The following is a 19898-nucleotide window of genomic DNA, read 5'->3' as shown; positions in this document are numbered from 1 at the left end:
CGCTTCCTGGTCGTGGTCGCCGGCGGGCCGGCGCGATCGGTGCGGGGATGTCGGTGGGTGGTGCCCGGTCAGCCGGCGAGGATGCGCGTGAGGTAGCGGGCCACGGCCCGCACCGCCGACATCGTCCCGGGGTAGTCCATGCGCAGCGGCCCCACGGAGCCGAGGAGGGCCACGGCCGACCCCTCGCCGCCGTAGCCGCTGGTCACGATGCTGGTCTCCGACAGGCCCTCGTGCTGGGTCTCGCGGCCGATCCGCACGGCCACCCCGGCGCCGTCCTCGGCCATCTCGGACAGCAGCCGCATGAGCACGACCTGCTCCTCGAGGGCCTCGAGGACCGGGCCGAGGGTGTGCGTGAAGTCCGTGCCGGCCGTGCGGGCCAGGTGGCCGACGCCGGCGACGACGACGCGCTCCTCGCGCTCCTGCGCGAGCGTCTGCGCGACGACCTCCACGACCGCACGGGCCAGCGGGGCGCCGTCGGTGCCGACCTCGTCGACGAGCGCGGCCAGCGCCACGTCCAGGTCGGCCAGGCGCAGGCCCGCGGCGGCGAGGTTCAGGCGCACGCGCAGGCTCGCGACCACCGCCTCGTCGAGGTCCTGCGGCACCTCGACCGTGCGCTGCTCGACCCGGCCGGTCGTGGTGATGATGACCACGAGCAGGTGCCGGGGGCCGACGGGCACGAGCTCGACGTGCCGCAGGGCGGAGCGTCGCAACGACGGGTACTGCACGACCGCGACCTGCTGCGTGAGCTGGGCCAGCAGGCGGACCGCACGGTCGATGACGTCGTCGAGGTCGACGGCCTCCTCCAGAAGCGCGCCGATGGCCCGCTTCTCCGCCGGGGACAGCGGCTTGACCGTGGAGAGGCGGTCGACGAACACCCGGTAGCCCAGGTCGGTCGGCACCCGGCCGGCCGAGGTGTGGGGCTGGTGGATGAGCCCGGCGTCCTCGAGCGCGGCCATGTCGTTGCGGATCGTCGCGGGCGACACCCCGAGGCGGTGCCGCTCCGTCAGGGCCCGCGAGCCGACGGGCTCACGGGTGGCGACGTAGTCCTCGACGATCGCGCGCAGCACGTCCAGCCGTCTGTCGTCGCTCACCGCCACCTCCTCGCCTCCTCGTCCGGGCCGCGTCCCGCGGGCGTGCGGGCGGCGCCCACGGGGCCCGCCTGGTAGCACTCGCGGCTGCCGAGTGCCAATCCTACGCGCCCCGCCGCGGGGCACCAGGGTCGCACCCCGGGCCGCCGACGCGCCGGGCCGGCCGCGCGGCGTCCGTGGGCCCCGCGCCCTACAGTGCCCCGGTGACCAGCGACCGCTACGGATCGGACGTCCTGTCCACCGGCCCGACCGCCCACCACGCGCCGCGCCCGACGGCCCGCGAGCAGCCCGCCGAGCGCGGGCTCGTCGTCGAGGACGTCGAGTCCGGGTGGGTCGGCGCGGTCGTGCGCGTGGAGAAGTCCGGAGGCCTGCACGTCGTCGTGCTGGAGGACCGGCGCGGGCGCACGCGCACGTTCACCCTCGGGCCCGGGTTCTGGGTGAACGGGGCGCCGGTGGTGCTCACCGCACCCGTCGCCCGCCGCGCGCCCGCCGCACCGGCCCGCACGGCGTCCGGCTCGCGCGCCGTGCACGACGCGCCCGCACGGGTCGCCCGCGGGTCGCGCATCTGGGTCGAGGGCAAGCACGACGCCGAGCTCGTCGAGAAGGTCTGGGGCGACGACCTGCGCGTCGAGGGCGTCGTCGTCGAGCTGCTCGACGGCGTCGACCACCTCGCCGACGCGCTGCGCGACTTCCGGCCCACGACCGACCGGCGCGTCGGGGTGCTCGTCGACCACCTGGTGCCCGGGTCCAAGGAGAGCCGGATCGCCGCCCAGGCGGTCCGCGGCACCCCGACCGGGTCGGTGCTGGTGCTCGGCCACCCGTACGTCGACGTCTGGCAGGCCGTGCGGCCGCAGCGGCTCGGCCTCGACGCCTGGCCGACGATCGAGCGCGGCACCGAGTGGAAGCACGGGATCCTGCGCGAGCTCGGCTGGCCGGCCGCCGACCAGGCCGACGTCGCCCGCGCGTGGCAGCGGATCCTGCGCTCGGTGCGCAGCTACGCCGACCTCGAGCCGAGCCTGCTCGGACGCGTCGAGGAGCTCATCGACTTCGTCACCGCCTGACCGCCCGGGCCCCTGGACGTCTCCGGCCGCCGGCGCGAGGCGCGGGCGGCCGGAGGCGAGCAGGCACAACAGGTCAGGCGGGGGCCACGGGACCGCCGGTGAGCTGGCGGAACGTGTACACCGACAGCAGGACGGCCACCGGGACGCCGACCAGCGCGCCGATGCCGCACAGGGCGCTCCCCACGCCGACGGCCACCCACGCGAGCAGCACCACGAGGATCGTCGAGCCGACGTCGCGGGTCTGCATCTGCACGGAGGCACGCACCGCGTCGATCGGCGCCAGCCCCCGGTCGAGGACGTGGTGGTAGGCGAAGAAGCCGAGGTAGACGACCGCGATCGACAGGATCCAGCCGAGAAACGGGATGAGGCTCGCCACGAAGTTGGCCGCGGCGAACAGCAGCCCGACGACGAAGACCGGCCCGACCCGGGAGAAGTCGAACATGTCCCCGACGCCGATCGGGCGTCCGTCCGCCACCTTGAGCGCCGCGGACACGAAGGACCCCGTGAACAACGCACCCAGCAGGACCGCGACGGCGGACACCACGGCGTAGGCCAGGCTCGCGCCGAAGCCCGCGAACATGCTCGTGTCACGGCCGCCGGCACCGATCAGTGCGCCGAAGCCACCGAACACCAGCGCGACGACGCTGACGACCATGGCGATGACGAGGAACCACGCGACCCCGCCGAGCACCCAGGCGCCCCAGCTGCGACCGAACGCCGAGAACGCCCAGGAGAACGCAGCCCCGGCGTCCACGCGCGGGCCCCTGCGGGGCGTAGCCGGCGGCGCCGTAGCCGCCGGGTCCCGCCGTCGGGGCGGGCCCGTAGGGCTGGGCCGGCGGAGGGTAGGCACCGCCGGGCGGCGGGTACCCGCCGCCGGGGGCGCCGGCGGGCTGGCCGTAGGCCGGGGGCGGGTACGACCCGCCGGGCGGGGGCGGCGGCGTGGGGTCGTCGTCGCGCGGCGGCTGACCGCCCGGGTTCTCGCTCATCATGACCTCCGGTCACCAGGTGGGCGTGATCACGCCCGACCCGAGCGAACCGAAGCGGGACAGACCGTGTCAAGGCTCCACGCCGCGCTCCGACCCCTCGCCCGGTACGCTGCCCGCACCGCCCGACGACCCCTGGAGACCGCCCCGTGTCCTACCCGCCGCCCGGTCCGCCCGCCTCGTCGGGCACCCCGTCGAGCACCCCGTGGGCGGTGCTCGCGCACCTCGGCGGGATCCTCGCGTACTTCTGGGCAGGCTGGGTCGTGGCCCTGGTCGTCTGGCTCGTGCACCGCGAGCGCGACCACGCCGTGGCCCGGGAGGCCGCGGTCGCCCTGAACTTCCAGCTCACCGTGCTGGTGGCACTGGTCGCCGCGCGGATCGTCGGCGAGATCCCGCTGCTCGGGTTCGTGGGCTGGGTCGCCGCGGTCGCGCTGGGGATCGCGAGCCTCGTGCTGTCCGTCATGGCGGCCGTGGCCGTCAACGCCGGGCGGCCCGCCCGGTACCCGCTGAGCCTGGAGCTGGTCCGATGAGCACGCCGTCCTCCGAGCAGCACCCGCACCAGCCGCCGTACCAGCCGGTCCCCGCGCCGCCGCTGCGGCCCGAGGACGAGCGCACGTGGGCGATCCTCGTGCACCTGCTGCCGCTGCTCAGCGTCGGCTTCCTCGGCCCGCTGGTCGTGTGGCTCGTGTTCCGCGGGCGCGGGCCGTTCCTCGAGCACCACGCCAAGGAGTCCCTGAACTTCCAGCTCACCGTCCTGATCGCGCTGCTGGTGTCGGTCGTCGCCTTCGCGCTGACGTTCGGGTTCCTCGCGCTCGCCCCCGTCGCCGTCTACCTCGGTGCGCTGGTCCTGCAGATCCTCGCCGCCGTGGCCGCCAGCCGGTGGGAGTGGTACCGGTACCCGGTGACCATCCGCTTCGTCTCCTGACGGCGGACGTCCGACTCGTGCCGGGCGCGCCCGACCGGCGCGTGCCCGCTCCTGGGCCGGGCGTCAGCCGACCAGCGCGCGCACGACCGCGTCGGCCAGCAGCCGGCCCCGGCGGGTGAGCAGCACGCGCCGCGGACCGTCCGCCCCGAGGGCGGCCCGCGCGTCGACGAGCCCGTCGGCGACCAGCCCGGCGACGGCCGCGCGCGCGGTCGCGTCGAGGTCGTCCAGCGGCAGGCCCTCGGCGATCCGCACGCCGAGCATGACCCGCTCCAGCCGCGCCGTGGCCGTGTCGACGGTCTCCCGACCAGCGGCGGGGCTGCGGCCCGCGGCGAGGCGGTCGGCGTACGCCCGCGGGTGCTTGACGTTCCACCAGCGGGTGCCGCCCACGTGGCTGTGCGCCCCGGGGCCCACGCCCCACCAGTCGTCCCCGCGCCAGTAGCCGAGGTTGTGCCGCGAGGCGTCCGCGGGCGTGCGCGCCCAGTTGCTCACCTCGTACCAGCCCAGCCCGGCCGCCGTCAGCAGGTCGTCCGCGAGCTCGTACTTCGCGGCCTGGTCGTCCTCGTCGGGCAGCGTCAGCTCCCCGCGCCGCACCTGCCCGGCCATGCGGGTGCCCGGCTCCACCACCAGGGCGTACGCGCTGACGTGGTCGACGCCGGTCGCCAGCGCGGACTCGACGCTGCGCCGCCAGTCGGCCAGGGACTCCCCCGGCGTGCCGTAGATGAGGTCGAGCGAGACCCGCAGGCCCGCGTCGCGCGCCCACCGCACCACGTCCGGCACGCGGGCCGGGTCGTGCGTGCGCTCGAGCGTGGCGAGCACGTGCGGCACCGCCGACTGCATGCCGAACGAGACCCGCGTGAACCCGGCCGCCGCGAGGCGCGCCAGCCCGTCGGGCGTCACGGAGTCGGGGTTCGCCTCGGTGGTCACCTCCGCGCCCGGGGCGAGGCCCCACGCGTCCCGCACACCGTCGAGCAGCCGGACGAGGTCGTCGACGGGCAGCAGCGTCGGGGTGCCGCCACCGACGAACACCGTCTGCACGGGCCGCGCGGGCAGCCCGGCGTCGCGCAGGACGCGCGCCGCGAGGGCGATCTCGTCGAGCGCGGTCGCGGCGTACGCGGCCTGGCTGGCCCCGCCGCCCAGCTCGGTCGCCGTGTACGTGTTGAAGTCGCAGTAGCCGCAGCGCACCGCGCAGAAGGGGACGTGCAGGTACACCCCGAACGCACGGCGCTGCGCACCGTCGAGCACCGACGCCGGCAGCGCGCCGTCGTCGGGCGGCACGTCCCCCTCGGGCAGCGCCGGGCTCACGCCGGCCCGCCCGTCACTTCTTCTTCGCGTCCTTGTCCTTGCCGTCCTTGGAGCCCGCGGGCTCGGAGGACAGCGCGGCGATGAAGGCCTCCTGCGGCACGTCGACCCGGCCGATGGTCTTCATGCGCTTCTTGCCCTCCTTCTGCTTCTCCAGCAGCTTGCGCTTGCGGGTGATGTCACCGCCGTAGCACTTGGCCAGGACGTCCTTGCGGATGGCCCGGATCGTCTCGCGGGCGATGATGCGGGACCCGATCGCCGCCTGGATCGGCACCTCGAACTGCTGGCGCGGGATGAGCTCCTTGAGCTTCGCGGTCATCATGACGCCGTACCCGTAGGCCTTGTCCTTGTGCGCGATCGCGCTGAAGGCGTCGACCTGCTCGCCCTGGAGCAGGATGTCGACCTTCACCAGGTCCGCGACCTGGTCGCCGACGGCCTCGTAGTCGAGGCTCGCGTACCCGCGGGTGCGCGACTTCAGGGCGTCGAAGAAGTCGAAGACGATCTCCGCCAGCGGCAGCATGTACCGCATCTCGACGCGGTCCTCGGACAGGTAGTCCATGCCCTGCAGGTCGCCGCGCTTGGACTGGCACAGCTCCATGATCGTGCCGACGAACTCGCTGGGCGTCAGGATCGTGGCCTTGACCACCGGCTCGCGGACCTCGCGGATCTTGCCGCCGGGGAACTCGCTGGGGTTCGTCACGTGGACCTGCGTGCGGTCCTCCATCGTCACGTCGTAGACGACGTTGGGCGCGGTGGAGATGAGGTCGAGGTCGAACTCGCGCTCGAGGCGCTCGCGCACGATCTCCAGGTGCAGCAGCCCGAGGAAGCCCACCCGGAACCCGAAGCCCAGGGCGACGGACGTCTCGGGCTCGTAGTTGAGCGCCGCGTCGTTGAGCTTGAGCTTGTCCAGCGCGTCGCGCAGCACGGGGTAGTCGGACCCGTCGATCGGGTACAGCCCGGAGAACACCATCGGCTTGGGGTCGGAGTACCCGCCGAGCGCGTCGGCGGCGGGCTTGGCGGCGTTCGTGACCGTGTCGCCGACCTTCGACTGGCGCACGTCCTTCACGCCCGTGATGAGGTAGCCGACCTCGCCGACGCCCAGCCCCTTGGTCGGCACGGGCTCGGGCGAGATGACGCCGATCTCCAGGAGCTCGTGCGTCGCCCGCGTCGACATCATGGCGATCCGCTCGCGCGGGCTCAGGCTGCCGTCGACCACCCGGACGTACGTGACGACGCCCCGGTAGGTGTCGTAGACCGAGTCGAAGATCATGGCGCGGGCGGGCGCGTCCGCGTCGCCCACGGGGGCCGGCACGAGCTCGACGATGCGGTCGAGCAGCTCGGTGACGCCCACGCCCGTCTTGCCGGACACCTTGAGCACGTCCGCGGGGTCGCCGCCGACCAGCCCGGCGAGCTCCTCGGCGTACTTCTCGGGCTGCGCGGCGGGCAGGTCGATCTTGTTGAGCACCGGGATGACCTGCAGGTCGTTCTCCAGCGCGAGGTACAGGTTGGCCAGCGTCTGCGCCTCGATGCCCTGCGCTGCGTCGACGAGCAGCACCGCACCCTCGCACGCCGCGAGCGAGCGCGACACCTCGTACGTGAAGTCCACGTGCCCGGGGGTGTCGATCATGTTGAGGGCGTACGGCGTGCCGTCGGCCTCCCAGGGCATGCGCACGGCCTGCGACTTGATGGTGATGCCGCGCTCGCGCTCGATGTCCATCCGGTCGAGGTACTGCGCGCGCATCGCCCGGGCGTCGACCACGCCGGTGAGCTGGAGCATGCGGTCGGCGAGCGTCGACTTGCCGTGGTCGATGTGCGCGATGATGCAGAAGTTGCGCAGCAGCTCGGGCGGCGTGGCGGCCGGCAGGATGCGCGAGGTCGCGGCGGCGCTCGGGATCGGGGACACGCGCTCAGGGCTCCGGGGGGTTCGGTGGGCGCCGCGGGGGCGCCGGACGGTCGGCGGACGACCACGACCGGGCGCCGGGGCGCACCGTGTCGGCGGTCTGCGGCACCATCGTCCCATGCGCGCGCACCCCGGCACCTCCCCGGCCGACCCGCCGCCCGGCCGGCCGCTCGACCGGCCACCCGGCGCGCCGGCCGACGGACCGGCCGGCGCCACGCCCGACGCAGCCGCCGGCACCGGCGGCCCCGACGCCGGGACGCCGCCCGCAGTGCTCGTGCCGGGCACCGCGCAGCCGTACCTCGACGTGCTCGCCGCGCTCCAGGACGCGTTCCTCGCCGGGGTGCGCGGGGCCGACCCCCTCCTGCCGGTGCCGTGGTGCGGCCGGTGGAAGGTCCGGGACCTGGTCGTGCACCTGGCCCGCATCCACCACTGGGCGGCGGGCCAGGCCTCCCGGCGCCGGGAGGTGCCGTTGGGGCGCGGCCCGTTCGACCTGCCCGAGCTGTACGGCACGTGCGCGGCGGAGCTGATGACCACGCTGCGCACGCTCGCCCCGGACGCCACGTCGTCCACCCTGCTCGGCCCCGGCCCGGTCGCGTTCTGGCACCGGCGCCAGGTGCACGAGACGCTCGTGCACCTGTGGGACCTGCGCACGGCGACCGGCAGCCCGACCCACGCCGACCCGACGGTGTGGGCCGACACGGTCGACGAGGTCGTGACGGTCATGCAGCCGCGGCAGGTCGCCCTCGGCCGCACCGCGCCGCTGCCCGTGCGCGTCGACCTGCACGCCGTCGACGCGGACCGGTCGTGGACGTTCGCCGCCACGGGTGCCGAGGACCCGGCGGCGGCGCCCCGGGTCGAGGTGCGCGCACCGGCGGACGCGCTCGCGCTCCTGCTGTGGCGCCGACTCCCCGCCGACGCGCCCGTCCTCGCGGTCGACGGCGAGGCCGCGGCCCTCGAGGCGTTGCTGACGTCCCGGCTGGTGCCCTGACGTCCGCCCCGCAGGCCCCCTGCGTCGGTTCCCCCGGAGGACGTGATCCGCGCGCCGACGCGGGCGCGCGCGGAGAGGGACCTGCGCGGGACGGATCGGGGCGGGAGCGACCGGGGCGGGCTCAGGCCTCGCGGGTGATGCGGACCACCACGGCCAGCTCGTCGGCCTGCGGGCCGGCGAACACGCCCCGCAGCGGCGGCACGTCGTCGTACGAGCGCCCGCGCCCCAGGATCACGTGGTGCTCGCCGGCAGGGACCCGGTTCGTCGGGTCGTACCCCGTCCACTCCCCCGCCCACCACTCGACCCAGGCGTGCGACTCGCCCGTGACGGTCGTGCCGATCTCGGCGTCCTGGGCGGGGTGCAGGTACCCCGAGACGTACCGGGCCGGGATGCCCAGGGACCGCAGCGCACCGAGGGCGAGGTGCGCCATGTCCTGGCACACGCCCGTGCGGGCCTCCCAGGCCTCGGCGGCGGGCGTGTGCACGGTCGTCACGCCGGGGATGTACTCCAGCCGGTCGCGCAGGGCCCGGCACACCGCGACCGCGGCCTCGGCGGGCTCGAGCCCCTCGGCCGCGGCAGCGGCCAGCGCGACCACCTCGGCCGGCGGCGCCGTGGTGGGGGTGTCCGCCAGGTGCTCGGCCAGCCGGTCGCGCACCTCGGGCCCGCGCAGCACCTCCCAGGACGTGCCGGGCACCGGCGTGCCGGGCCGGTCGGTCACGTCGACCACGTGCTCGGCGGTGAGCACCAGCGCCTGGTGGGGTGCGAGCACCTCGAAGGCCGTGACCTGGGTGCCCCAGTAGTCGCGGTAGTCGTGCGACCAGGTCTGCGGCTGGATGTCGACGCGGGTCTCGACGACGCTCTGCCCGGGCTGGGACACCGGGGTCATCCGGGCCTCGTTGTACGACGCGGTCACCGGCGAGGGGTACCGGAACGACGACGTGTGCACGATCCGCAGGCGGCTCACAGCGCCTCCCCCACCCAGGTCGTGGCCGAGCCGGACGGGAAGTACCGGCCCCGGACGGCGTCGGAGGCGGCCGAGCAGGCGCGCTGCACGCGCTCCATCTCGCGCGGCAGGTCGTCGAGGATCTCCATGAGGGGGCGGTACTCCAGGCTGGTGCGCACGTGGCCGATGTGACGGCGTGCGTCGTCGACGCCCGCCCGGTCGGTGACGGGCTCCAGGCCGGTCAGGCAGGCCTCGGCCTGGTGCAGCGCGTGGACGATGGACCGCGGGAACAGCCGGTCGAGCAGCAGGAACCCGGCGGCGCGCTCGTCGGAGGCCGTGCCCCGGTACGTGCGCAGGAACGCCTCGTGGGCACCGCACGAGCGCAGCAGCGTCGCCCACGAGGGACCGGCGGAGCCCGCGAGCGCCCGGGTGGTGAGCAGGCGCGCGGTCATGTCGGCACGCTCGATGGAGCGACCCAGGACCATGAAGTGCCAGGTCTCGTCGCGCGAGGTCTGCGAGTCCATGATCCCGGCGACGACGGACGCGCGCTCGCGGACCCACCCGAAGTAGTCGTGCGCGCGGGCCGGGCGCATGTGCGACGGGAGCTGGTTCCAGGTGGTGTTGAGGCACTCCCACAGCTCGGTCGAGACGATCTCGCGGGCGCGGCGCGCGTTCTCCCGCGCGGAGACGAGCGCGCCGGCGATCGACGACGGGGAGTACCGGTCGTACGCGAGCACGTCGAGCACCTGCTCGCGCCCGACGACGACCTCGGACGCGGGCGCGGGGCGGTCCATGACGGACAGCAGGGAGCGGCAGGCGAGGTCCTCCTCGGCCCAGGGATCCTCGAGCAGGATCTGCACGTGGACGTCGAGCAGGCGTGCGGTGTCGTCCGCCCGCTCGACGTAGCGCCCGATCCAGAACAGCGACTCCGCGATGCGGCTCAGCACGTCGCACCCCCGTCCACCCGTTGCTGCTGCTGCTGCATGACCTGCACCCGCACGTCGTCGGGGTTCGCGTCGATGGGCACGGCCGCGTCCTTGGGCACCGCCTGCGGCAGCGACTGCCCGCCGGCCTGCGCCTGGGCGCGCCGCGGCACCCGGCCGCCGAGCACCCACGTGTCCTTCGAGCCGCCGCCCTGGGAGGAGTTGACGACGAGCTGGCCCTCGGGCAGCGCGACGCGCGTGAGCCCGCCCGGCAGGACGTAGACGTTGTCGCCGTCGTTGACCGCGAAGGGGCGCAGGTCGACGTGCCGGGGACGCAGCCCGTCCTCGACGAGGGTGGGCACGGTCGAGAGCTGGACGACGGGCTGGGCGATCCAGCCGCGCGGGTCGGCGCGCAGCCGGTCGCGCAGGGTGTCGAGCTCGGCGCGGCTCGCGCGCGGGCCGACCACCAGGCCTTTGCCGCCCGAGCCGTCGACGGGCTTGACCACGAGCTCGTCGAGCCGGTCGAGGACCTCCTCGAGCGCACCGGGGTCCTCCAGGCGCCACGTGTCGACGTTGGGCAGGATCGGCTCCTCGTGCAGGTAGTACCGGATGAGGTCCGGCACGTACGTGTACAGCAGCTTGTCGTCGGCGACGCCGTTGCCCACGGCGTTGGCGATGGTCACGTTGCCCAGGCGTGCGCAGGTCATGAGGCCCGGGCAGCCCAGCAGCGAGTCGGAGCGGAACACCACGGGGTCGAGGAACTCGTCGTCGACGCGGCGGTAGATCACGTCGACGCGGCGCCGACCCTGCGTGGTGCGCATCCACACGCGGCCGCCGGCGCAGAACAGGTCGCGGCCCTCGACGAGCTCGACGCCCATCGTCCGGGCCAGGAGGGAGTGCTCGAAGTAGGCGCTGTTGAAGACCCCGGGGGTCAGCACGACGACGGTCGGGTCGTCGACGCCGGGCGGGGCCGCGGCCATCAGCGCCGAGAGCAGGCGGCGGGAGTAGTCGACGACGGGGCGGATCCGCAGCGTCGCGAACAGCTCGGGGAACGTCTGGGCCATGGCGCGGCGGTTCGACAGCACGTAGCTGACGCCCGAGGGCACCCGCACGTTGTCCTCCAGCACGCGCCACCCGCCGAGGGAGTCGCGCACGAGGTCGATGCCGGAGACGTGCACGCGGACACCGTTGGGCGGCTGCACGCCCCGGACGGCGCGGTGGAAGTGGGTGGAGGAGACGATGACCGAGCGCGGGACGACCCCGTCCGCGACCGCCTTCTGCGCGCCGTAGACGTCGGCGAGGAACGCCTCCAGGGCGCGCACGCGCTGCGAGACGCCGGGGGCGACGTGCTCCCACTCGTCGCCGCCGAGGACGCGGGGCACGACGTCGAGCGGGAACGGGCGTTCCTCGCCGGCGAAGTCGAATGTCACGCCCTGCGTGAGGTAGGAGCGGGCGAGGGTGTCGGCGCGGGCGCGCAGCTCGCCGTCGGAGAGCGTCGCCAGGGCACGGTGCACGTGCCGGTAGGCCGCGTGGACGTCGCCGTCCGGGCCGATCATCTCGTCCCAGGCCGGCCCTGCCGGGTAGTCGTCGAACAGGTCCGCCATGCAGGTCACCGTAGTCGTCGCGTGTCAACGTCGCGTTACGTGGCGGCTAGGGTGCGGGCGTGGCAGAGCGCGGATGGTCGGCGGTTCTTCGTGACGTCCTCCGGGGGCTCCTGGGCGCCGTGACGGGTCGACCCCGCGGTGCGGGCGGGTCAGGCGGCACAGGGGCGCCGCAGCCGGCCCCGCCCCGGGGTCGGCCCGCGCGCGCCGGCCGACCGGCAGGGTCGGGTGCTCGCCCTGCACCGCCGGCCGGTGCGGGTGCAGGCGCGACGGTGCGCCCCGCGTACGCCCCGCGCGCGGACGGCGAGCCCGACCCGGGCGAGGTCGTGTGGGCCTGGGTCGCGTTCGAGGACGACCCGGCCCGGGGCAAGGACCGACCGGTGCTGGTGCTGTCCCGCGAGGGCCGCACGCTCGTCGCCCTGATGCTCACGAGCAAGGACCACGACCGTGACGCCGCGGACGAGGCCCGCTGGGGGCGCGCCTGGATGGACGTCGGCACGGGCGGGTGGGACGCGCGCGGACGACCGAGCGAGGTGCGCCTCGACCGGGTGCTGCGGCTCGACCGGACCGCGGTGCGGCGGGAGGGCGCGGCGCTCGACCGTGCCGTCTTCGACGAGGTCGTCGAGGCGGCCGGCCGGCTGCACGGCTGGTAGGATCTTGACCCGCGTGTCCGCCCGGGGTCGGCGGGCACAGGCGCAGGCCATTTGCACGGGTGTCCCCACGCCCCAGTCCAGGCGCTGCGCCGCCCTCTACGACCTGTTCCGAACGCTTCGGCGAACACACCAGAGAGTCCACACGTGGCGAACATCAAGTCCCAGATCAAGCGCATCGGCACCAACGAGAAGGCGCGCCTGCGCAACAAGGCCGTCAAGTCGGAGCTGAAGACGTACGTCCGACGCGTCCGCGAGGCCGTCGCCGCCGGTGACAAGGACGCGGCCGGCACGGCGCTCCAGGCCGCGACGCGCAAGCTCGACAAGGCCGTCTCCAAGGGTGTCATCCACACCAACCAGGCCGCGAACAAGAAGTCGGCCCTGGCGAAGTCGGTCAGCAGCCTCTGAGATCGTCGCGCGGCCCCCGTCGGCCGCGCACCCCGTCCCGTGCGCTTCCACCGCCCGTGACGGCATCACGACCAGCAGTGCCGAAGGGCGCCACCCCGTCAGGGTGGCGCCCTTCGTGCTGCCCGCCCTGCCCCGTGCGAAGGCAGACGCGCACAGGCCCCGCCCGCCCGGGTGGGCGACGGGGCCTGCGGCGTCGGTGACCGTGGTGCGGGCGACGTCAGCCGATCGACCAGGTCTCGTGCGGCGCGCCCGCGGGGGCCGACGCCCGGAACCCGGCCTCGCGCAGCGCCCGGTCGAAGGCCCGCGCGGCCGCCTCGGCGTCGCCGTGGCGCAGGTAGCGGTCGCCGAGGTCGCGCCACACGGCGGCCGACTGGCGGGACGCGGACATCATGCCGAGCAGGTCCGCCGCGGAGCCGAACTCGGCCGCAGCGCCCGTGAGGTCGCCCCGGGCCGCCAGCACGTCGCCGAGCGCGATACGCGCCATCGCCGCCGCCGACCGGGGCCCGGTGCCGAGGACCGTGAGCGCGTCGCGCGCGTCGCGCTCCGCCGCCTCCGCGTCGTCGAGCAGCAGGTGCGCGCGGGACCGCTCGACGAGCAGGCGCGCGGTGTCGAGGATCGACGCGATGGCCCGCAGCCCCGGCTCCGCGAGCCGGATCTGGTCGAGCGCCGCCTGGGGCTCGGCGGGCTCGGACCGCAGCAGCAGCCAGGCGTAGTTCAGTCGTAGACGCGGCAGGTCGCGGTCGGGCTCACCCTCGGAGAGCAGCGCGAGGGCGCGCTCGGTGTAGCGCTGCGCCAGGTCGTAGTCGCGGCGCTGCTCGGCGACGAACGCCGCGTTCCAGTACACGCTCCCGCGCCCGCGCGGGGTACCGAGCGACTCCGCGAGCCGCACGAGCTCGGCGGCCCGGTGCGTCGCGTACAGCAGGTCGCCGCGCTCCACGTACGCCCACAGCACGGTGGACGCCAGGCGCAGGTGCTCGTCGGTGCCGACCAGGTCGGCGCGGTCGAGGGCCTCGACCTGGTGCTCGCCGACCTCGACCGCGCGGTGCAGGTCGCCGGCCTCGAGGTAGCACCCCACCAGCGCCATGGCGATCGAGGCCGAGCGCAGGTGGTCCGCCCGCCCCTGCGTCTCGGCGAGGAGCGGCTCGAGGAGCCCGATCGCGTCCTCGAGCTCGCCGGACAGCTCGTGCGCGCGGGCGAGCGTGGCGAGGGCGTCGACCCGCAGGGTCGGGGTGACCACGCTCAGGTCGAGCTCGGCGATGCGTCGGGCCGCGGCCGCGGCGTCGCCGTTCGCGAGGTCGAGCCGCGCGTAGTCCAGCTCGAGGCGCGTCCGGGCCTCGTTCGGGCCGTCCTCGCCGTGCTTGAGGTACTCGAGCGTCGTGCCGAGCCGCTCGGCCAGCACGGTCAGCGCCGAGTCGGTCGGGTCGCGGTGCCCGGCCTCGATGAGCGAGATGTAGCTGGGTGAGAAGGCCTCGCCGGCGAGGGCGGTCTGGGAGAGCCCGGCCGCCAGCCGCGACTCGCGCACACGGTCACCGATAGTCGTCATGGTCGGTCATTCTACGTGTGACGATCGCGGAAGACATCCCCCACGCCGAACTTGCAGCAAAGTCACAGGATCAGCCGCGTGCCACGCGGCGCGCACCGGGCGCGACGTCGACCCGACGGGGCCGGGCCGCACCCGGTGCGAGGCAGTCCGAGGGCTCGGTCAGAGGGCGTTCTTGCAGCACCCGATGCCGCCGTGGACCGTCGAGCCCGCGGCGACCGCGGGAGCGGCAGCGGCCAGCGAGCCTGCGAGGACGAGGGCGGCGAGTGCAGCGGTGAGGGACTTCTTCATGGTGACGGTCTCCTGTCGTTGCGATCGGGGTCGAGCGGCCGACGGCACCTCGGGCACCGTCGACGCCGGTGGAGCACCACGCAGGCGCGCTCCTTCCGCCCGGCGGGTTCCCGCGAACGGGACGGACCCTAGTTTTCCACCCGCTACGGGGGGGATCACAAGCCCCAAGATGTGATGTCATAGTCATCATGACATCGGAGCACGGGTCGGCGCTCGAGCAGCTGGGCGCGGCGGTCGACGCAGCGATCCCCGCGGAGCTGCGCGACGCCTGGGCCACGCACGTCTCGAACGAGCCCGTGCTCGTCGCTCGCCAGGGCATCTACTCCGCGCACGGGCGCCCCTTCGCGTACCAGGTGTCGTACCGCGCACCCGGGCACCACCCCGAGCTCGTCAGCCGGTGGGGCGCGCTCGACCACGAGCGAGCCACCGCGCACGTGCTGCGCGCGACCTTCGGCAGGACCGACCTGGAGTCCGTCGCCCACGGGCGGCTGCTGTTCGTCCGGTGCCCCCGCGCCTACCTCGTCGGGGACCTGCCCGTGCCGCCCCGGCCCGACCGCCTCGTCATCGAGGTCAGCACGACCACCGAGATCGACGGCACGGTCATCGCCGGGCTGCGGCGCCTGCGCGAGCAGGGCTTCCGGATCGCGGTCCCGTCGTTCGCCGACCACCCCGAGCAGCGCCGCCTGCTCCCCCACGCCGACTTCGTCAAGGTCGACGTCCGCGACCTCGACGTCGAGGGGCACCCCGTGGTCCGGGTCGCGCGGTCGTTCGGCGCGCTGCTCATCGCCGAGTACGTGGAGCAGGGCAGCTCCCTCGCGCACGCCCGCGACCTCGGCTTCACGCTCTTCCAGGGGAACCTCATCGAGCGCGCCGGTGTGCTCGACCGCGCGAACGCCCGCCTCGTCGGGCACTGAGCGGCACCTGCTCCGCCGACGCGGACCCCGTCCGGACGCACTCGGACGAGTGAACGCCATGACTGGCACGCGGCAGCGGCGTCATGATCCGGCCGGCGCCCCCTCTCATCAGGTGTGACCACTCGCACCAGGGCCCACCGCCCTCGGCACGTCGCCCGGCAGCCCATCTGGACCCCTGACGGCAGGCTCCTCGGGCACGAGTACCTCTACCGCACGGCGCAAGGGCTGCCCGCCGGCGTCGACCGGTGGGAACCCGCCCGCCAGGACCTGGCCACACGGGACGTGCTGGCCGCGCTCTACGACGACGGACCACCGGCCGGCACCGCGCTGGTGTTCGTCAACGTCACCCGGACGTTCCTCGTGGGCGGGCTGCCGCTGCCCGCACCGGACACCCGGCTCGTGCTGGAGGTCGTCGAGACCGTCGACGCCGACGCCGCGGTCCTCGACGGCCTGGCCGCGCTGCGCGCCGCGGGCTACCGGATCGCGCTCGACGACTGGACGGGGACCCCGGCGCAGCTCGCGATGCTGCCGCTGGCCGACTACGTCAAGGTCGACTGCCGCGACCTGCACCGGCTCGGGCCGCGCGGGCTTCACCGCGCCCGGTCCGGGGGCGCGCGCCTCGTGGCCGAGCGCGTCTCGGGGCCCGACCTCGTCGACGTGTGCCGGCTGCTGCGGTTCGACCTGCTGCAGGGCAACGCCCTCGGCATGCCGGCGCTCTGCGCCTGACCGCACCGCACCGCACCGCACCGCACCGCACCGCACCATCGCACGACGCACCGCCCGCCTCAGCGCTCGACGGCCCCCGCGACCCGGAGCACGGCCCGCTCGACCGCGAAGCGCGGGTCGCGACTCTCCCCCTTGACCTCGGCGTCGGCCTGCGCGACCGCCGAGATCGCGGTCGCCAGCCCCTCCGGCGTCCAGCGGCGCAGATCGGCGACCGCCCGGTCGACCTGCCAGGGCGCCATGCCGAGGTCACGGGCCGCACCGGCACCGCGGCCGCGGACGGCACCCACACGAGCCAGCGTGCGCAGGCGCGCAGCCAGGGCCGCCACCACCGGGACGGGGTCCACGCCGGTCGCCATCGCGTGCCGCAGCAGCGCCACGGCCCGGCCCGGGTCACCGGCGACCGCCGCGTCGGCCACCTGGAAGCCGGTCGCCTCGACCCGGCCCCCGTGGTACCGCTCGACGGTCTCCTCACCGATGAGGCCCGTCGTGTCCGCCACCAGCTGCGCGCACGCCGCCGCGAGCTCGCGCAGGTCGCTGCCCACCGCGTCCACCAGCGCCCGCACCGCCCGCGCGTGGGCGCGCCGTCCCGCACGCCCCAGCTCGTCCGCGACGAACGCGGCCTTGTCCGCGTCCGTGCGGACCGGGTCGCAGGCCACCACGGGGCCGCCCGCCGCGCGGATCGCGTCGAGCAGGCGCTTGCCCCGCTGCCCGCCGCCGTGCCGGGCCACGAGGACGACGCCCTCCGCCGGGGCGCCCACGTACGCCTCCAGGTCCCGCATGAGGTCGTCCGTGCCCCGCTCGACGCCCTCGACGACGACGACCTTGTCGTCGGCGAAGAGCGACGGGCTGGTCACGACCCTCAGCTCGCCCGTCGCGTAGGTGCCCGCGTCGAGCCGGGTGACCTCGATCTGCGGGTCCTGCTCCCGGGCGAGGGAGACGACGCGCTCGACCGCGCGCTCGGCCAGCAGGTCCTCGGAGCCCTGCACCAGGACGACGGGGGCCGGGGCCGCCTGGGTCCACGGGACCCCGGAGGTCCCGGCGCGTCCGGACCCGCCGCGTGCCGGACGTCGGGCGGGGGTACGGGCTGCCACGGGGACAGCCTGCCAGACGCCGCCGACGTCACCCGACCGTCCCCTCGGCCCCGGGCGGGGCGCCCCGGCGTCCGACGAGCAGCAGCCGCGCACCGGCCGCTGCGGCGACGAGGGCGCACAGGGCCCCCGTCACGCCCGGCGCCCACGCCAGCCCGGCACCCGGTGCCTGCGCCACGACGCGCGCGACCGCCCCGACCCACCAGCACGCCGCGCCCGCCGCCGCGGCGAACGCGGCGGCCCCCGCGGGCCACACCGGCGCCAGCAGCACCGCCCCCAGGCCGACCACCGTCGCCGGGGCGACCGCCGGCGCGACCGCGACGTTCGCCGCGACCGCCCACGTGCTGAGCGTCGGCCACAGCGCGAGCACGACCGGCAGGCAGCCCAGCTGGGCGGCGACGGGCGCAGCGAGCGCCGTGGCGACCCCGCGCCCGCACAGGCCGGACCACCGCCGCACGAGGGACGGACCGAGCAGCACCAGGCCAGCCGTCGCCGCGACCGAGAGCGCGGCGCCCGGCTCGCCCGCCAGCCACGGGTCGACGACGAGCAGCAGGACGACCGCGCACGCCAGCGCGGCGGGCCCCGCCGCCCGCCGGCCCAGGAGCACGCCGACCAGCCCGAGCGCCCCCATGGCGGCCGCGCGCACGACGCTCGGCTGCGGCTGGACCACGAGGACGAGGAGCGCACCTGCGGCCGCGACGGCACCCGCACGCACCGGGGCCGGACCCCCTGCTGCGGCTGCCGCGGCCGCCAGCAGCCCGCCGACGATCGTGAAGTGCGCGCCGGAGACCGCCATCACGTGCGCCAGCCCCGCCACGCGCATCGCGTCGCGCAGGTCCGCGGGGACCGCCGTCGTGTCCCCCACCGTGACCGCAGGGAGCAGGGCCCCCGCATCGCCCGGCAGGTCGGCCCCGAGCCGGGCCGCCGCGGCGCGGACCTCCCCGGCCCACGCGTGCAGGCCGCGGGGCGCGGCGACGACCTCGGGCGCCTCGCGGGCGACCAGCACGAGCGCCGCACGCTCCCCCGGCCCGGCCGCCCGTGGCGTGCCCGACCAGGTGACGACGCTGCCCGTGGCGGCGCCCGCCGGCGCGAGCACCACCGCCGGGACCGCCACCGCGACGCGCCTCCCCCCGGTGGTGAGCTGCTCGACGACGACGTCGACCCGGACCCGCGGCGGCATGCCGGCACCGCCGGCGAGGGGCTGCGGCTCCGCGAGCACGCGGGCACGCACGTCGACGCGGTCGCCGGCCACCACCGCGGCACGGACGACCGGCGGGTCGTGGGCCGCGCGCTGCACCAGCGCCGACACGAGCACCGCCCCGGCGACCGCCAGCACGAGCGCCGCCGACGGTGCCGCGCCGCGCAGGCGGGCGAGAGGGTCCGGTGCCGCACGGTCGCGCGCACCGGCCCTCGGGGCCCGGCGGGCGGGCGGGACCGTCAGGACAGCCGCGAGCAGCACCGCCGCCAGCACGGCGGCCACGACCAGGACGCCCGCGGCGGCGGCAGGCACCGGGGCACGGGTGCCGACCAGGCCGGCGCACCAGGCGGCCGCCGCGCCCGGGAGCAGACGCAGGTCCGTGCGCGCGGTCACACGCGGACCCGGTCACGCAGGTCGGCCATGAGCGTCGGTCCGATGCCGGGCACGTCGTCCAGCGCGTCGACGCTCGCGTAGGGGCGGCCCTCGACGATCCGTCCGGCCAGGACCGGTCCGACACCCGGCAGCCCTTCGAGAGTGGCCAGGTCCGCGGTGTTGAGGTCCACCGGCGTGCCGGCGACCTCCCCGCCCGTGACGGGGACCGGGGGCGCGTCGACCGGCGGGGCGAGCACCTCGCCGACGAGGGGGACACGGACCTGCTCGCCGTCGACCACGGTGCGCGCGAGGTTCAGCGCCGCCGGGTCGGCCCCGTCGACGACGCCACCCGCGGCGTCGAGCGCATCGGCCACCCGTGCGCCGACCGTCAGGTGCACAACCCCGGGGTGGGCGACGGCACCCACCACGTGCACGAGGAGGTCCGCCGGCGTCGCCGGGGCGGTGGTCGGGGCGGTCGTCGCCCCCGGGGTCGGCGCGGTCCCGGCGACCGTTGCCGGCACCCCCGCGCTGACCGCGGGCGTGGGCAACGCCACGGCCTCCCCGGCGGGGGCAGCTGCGGCTCGCAGCACGACCGCACCGACGACGAGGGCGACCACGCCGATCGCGGCGCCCGCCGTCCGGGCGTCGACGGCCCACCGTGCGCGGCCCGGCGCCCGGCCCCGGGGCGGGGGTGCGGTGGGTCGGCCCTGCGGGGCCGGGTCGCGCACCGTCCGGGCGGCGTGGGCCAGCGCGTCCACCGACGTGGGGACCCACGGCACGGAGCGTGTCGCGGGCTCACCGGCCCCGGAGGTCCCAGGCACGGAGGTCCCAGGCAGGGGGGTCGCGGGCACGGAGGTCGCAGGCACGGGGGTCCCAGGCACGGGGGTCGGCAGGGCGGGCGTCACCGCCGGGCGGGGCGCCCGGGCGAGGGCGGCGAGGCGGCGGGCGACGTCCTCCCGTGCGGAGGCGGGGTCGGCGGTCATCGCCGGTGACGCTAGGG

Annotated in this window: 20 protein-coding genes; 8 read left to right on the top strand and 12 right to left on the bottom strand. The window is 75.9% G+C overall.

Annotation, left to right across the window (positions count from 1 at the left end):
• Positions 1–68: 68 nt before the first annotated feature.
• Positions 69–1091: a heat-inducible transcriptional repressor HrcA gene (gene hrcA / locus FBY24_RS14425; RefSeq protein ID WP_140458655.1), complete on the bottom strand. Its 1023-nt coding sequence runs from the start codon at positions 1089–1091 to the stop codon at positions 69–71.
• Positions 1092–1291: 200 nt separating this feature from the next.
• Between hrcA and FBY24_RS14420 the strand changes: the two genes are divergently transcribed.
• A complete protein-coding gene (locus FBY24_RS14420) occupies positions 1292–2149 on the top strand; it encodes a DUF3097 domain-containing protein (RefSeq protein ID WP_142161627.1) in 858 nt (285 codons plus the stop codon).
• Between the two features lie 73 nt (positions 2150–2222).
• Here FBY24_RS14420 and FBY24_RS14415 read toward each other — a convergent pair whose 3' ends face one another.
• Positions 2223–2903, bottom strand: a complete 681-nt coding sequence (locus tag FBY24_RS14415) for a hypothetical protein (RefSeq protein ID WP_142161625.1) — start codon at positions 2901–2903, stop codon at positions 2223–2225.
• Positions 2904–3281: 378 nt separating this feature from the next.
• Here FBY24_RS14415 and FBY24_RS14405 point away from each other — a divergent pair, with 378 nt between their 5' ends.
• Positions 3282–3662, top strand: a complete 381-nt coding sequence (locus FBY24_RS14405; protein WP_140458652.1) for a DUF4870 domain-containing protein — start codon at positions 3282–3284, stop codon at positions 3660–3662.
• A complete protein-coding gene (locus FBY24_RS14400; protein ID WP_142161623.1) occupies positions 3659–4057 on the top strand; it encodes a DUF4870 domain-containing protein in 399 nt (132 codons plus the stop codon). The genes FBY24_RS14405 and FBY24_RS14400 overlap by 4 nt, the downstream gene beginning before the upstream one ends.
• Positions 4058–4120: 63 nt before the next feature.
• Here FBY24_RS14400 and hemW read toward each other — a convergent pair whose 3' ends face one another.
• Both hemW and lepA read right to left on the bottom strand, forming a co-directional pair.
• Positions 4121–5359: a radical SAM family heme chaperone HemW gene (gene hemW / locus FBY24_RS14395; RefSeq protein ID WP_142161621.1), complete on the bottom strand. Its 1239-nt coding sequence runs from the start codon at positions 5357–5359 to the stop codon at positions 4121–4123.
• 13 nt (positions 5360–5372) lie between these two features.
• Positions 5373–7259, bottom strand: a complete 1887-nt coding sequence (gene lepA, locus FBY24_RS14390; protein WP_142161619.1) for a translation elongation factor 4 — start codon at positions 7257–7259, stop codon at positions 5373–5375.
• Positions 7260–7374: 115 nt separating this feature from the next.
• Between lepA and FBY24_RS14385 the strand changes: the two genes are divergently transcribed.
• Positions 7375–8244 carry a maleylpyruvate isomerase family mycothiol-dependent enzyme gene (locus FBY24_RS14385; protein ID WP_142161617.1) on the top strand — a complete coding sequence of 290 codons (870 nt, stop codon included), beginning with the start codon at positions 7375–7377 and terminating at the stop codon, positions 8242–8244.
• Between the two features lie 121 nt (positions 8245–8365).
• Here FBY24_RS14385 and FBY24_RS14380 read toward each other — a convergent pair whose 3' ends face one another.
• Genes FBY24_RS14380 through FBY24_RS14370 form a run of 3 tightly spaced genes read right to left on the bottom strand, consistent with a single transcriptional unit; the run spans position 8366 to position 11714 of the window.
• Positions 8366–9208: a transglutaminase family protein gene (locus tag FBY24_RS14380; RefSeq protein WP_142161615.1), complete on the bottom strand. Its 843-nt coding sequence runs from the start codon at positions 9206–9208 to the stop codon at positions 8366–8368.
• The gene (locus FBY24_RS14375; RefSeq protein WP_142161613.1) at positions 9205–10134 is read right to left on the bottom strand and encodes an alpha-E domain-containing protein; all 930 of its coding nucleotides are present in this window, start codon (positions 10132–10134) and stop codon (positions 9205–9207) included. The genes FBY24_RS14380 and FBY24_RS14375 overlap by 4 nt, the downstream gene beginning before the upstream one ends.
• A complete protein-coding gene (locus FBY24_RS14370) occupies positions 10128–11714 on the bottom strand; it encodes a circularly permuted type 2 ATP-grasp protein (RefSeq protein WP_140458645.1) in 1587 nt (528 codons plus the stop codon). The genes FBY24_RS14375 and FBY24_RS14370 overlap by 7 nt, the downstream gene beginning before the upstream one ends.
• Before the next feature lie 269 nt (positions 11715–11983).
• Here FBY24_RS14370 and FBY24_RS19795 point away from each other — a divergent pair, with 269 nt between their 5' ends.
• Together FBY24_RS19795 and rpsT are read left to right on the top strand one after the other, a co-directional pair.
• Positions 11984–12364, top strand: coding sequence for a type II toxin-antitoxin system PemK/MazF family toxin (locus tag FBY24_RS19795; protein ID WP_370510994.1), 381 nt, complete (start codon positions 11984–11986; stop codon positions 12362–12364).
• A 144-nt stretch (positions 12365–12508) separates the two neighbouring features.
• A complete protein-coding gene (gene rpsT / locus FBY24_RS14360) occupies positions 12509–12769 on the top strand; it encodes a 30S ribosomal protein S20 (RefSeq protein ID WP_142161611.1) in 261 nt (86 codons plus the stop codon).
• Between the two features lie 217 nt (positions 12770–12986).
• On the opposite strand, the gene FBY24_RS14355 is transcribed toward rpsT, so the two are convergent.
• Both FBY24_RS14355 and FBY24_RS19570 read right to left on the bottom strand, forming a co-directional pair.
• Positions 12987–14312, bottom strand: coding sequence for a helix-turn-helix transcriptional regulator (locus FBY24_RS14355; protein WP_142161609.1), 1326 nt, complete (start codon positions 14310–14312; stop codon positions 12987–12989).
• Positions 14313–14471: 159 nt separating this feature from the next.
• A complete protein-coding gene (locus tag FBY24_RS19570) occupies positions 14472–14600 on the bottom strand; it encodes a hypothetical protein (protein WP_255432406.1) in 129 nt (42 codons plus the stop codon).
• Between the two features lie 188 nt (positions 14601–14788).
• Here FBY24_RS19570 and FBY24_RS14350 point away from each other — a divergent pair, with 188 nt between their 5' ends.
• Both FBY24_RS14350 and FBY24_RS14345 read left to right on the top strand, forming a co-directional pair.
• Complete coding sequence (locus tag FBY24_RS14350) at positions 14789–15514, top strand: EAL domain-containing protein (RefSeq protein WP_142161607.1); 726 nt, start codon at positions 14789–14791, stop codon at positions 15512–15514.
• A gap of 114 nt (positions 15515–15628) precedes the next feature.
• Positions 15629–16240: an EAL domain-containing protein gene (locus tag FBY24_RS14345; protein WP_142161605.1), complete on the top strand. Its 612-nt coding sequence runs from the start codon at positions 15629–15631 to the stop codon at positions 16238–16240.
• 59 nt (positions 16241–16299) lie between these two features.
• Here the strand turns inward: FBY24_RS14345 and holA are convergent, their stop codons facing one another.
• From holA to FBY24_RS19565, 3 genes are read right to left on the bottom strand one after another with little or no spacing between them, the layout of a single operon-like run.
• Positions 16300–17331: a DNA polymerase III subunit delta gene (holA, locus tag FBY24_RS14340; RefSeq protein WP_142161603.1), complete on the bottom strand. Its 1032-nt coding sequence runs from the start codon at positions 17329–17331 to the stop codon at positions 16300–16302.
• 28 nt (positions 17332–17359) lie between these two features.
• Positions 17360–18919: a ComEC/Rec2 family competence protein gene (locus FBY24_RS14335; RefSeq protein ID WP_142161601.1), complete on the bottom strand. Its 1560-nt coding sequence runs from the start codon at positions 18917–18919 to the stop codon at positions 17360–17362.
• Entirely contained in the window at positions 18916–19881 is a 966-nt protein-coding gene (locus FBY24_RS19565; RefSeq protein ID WP_142161600.1) for a ComEA family DNA-binding protein, read from the bottom strand. The genes FBY24_RS14335 and FBY24_RS19565 overlap by 4 nt, the downstream gene beginning before the upstream one ends.
• Between the last annotated feature and the right edge of the window lie 17 nt (positions 19882–19898).

This window comes from Cellulomonas sp. SLBN-39 (assembly GCF_006715865.1).
Lineage (GTDB): Bacteria > Actinomycetota > Actinomycetes > Actinomycetales > Cellulomonadaceae > Cellulomonas.
Note: the sequence above shows the minus strand (reverse complement) of the source record. Positions and strands in the feature narration are given on the sequence as shown.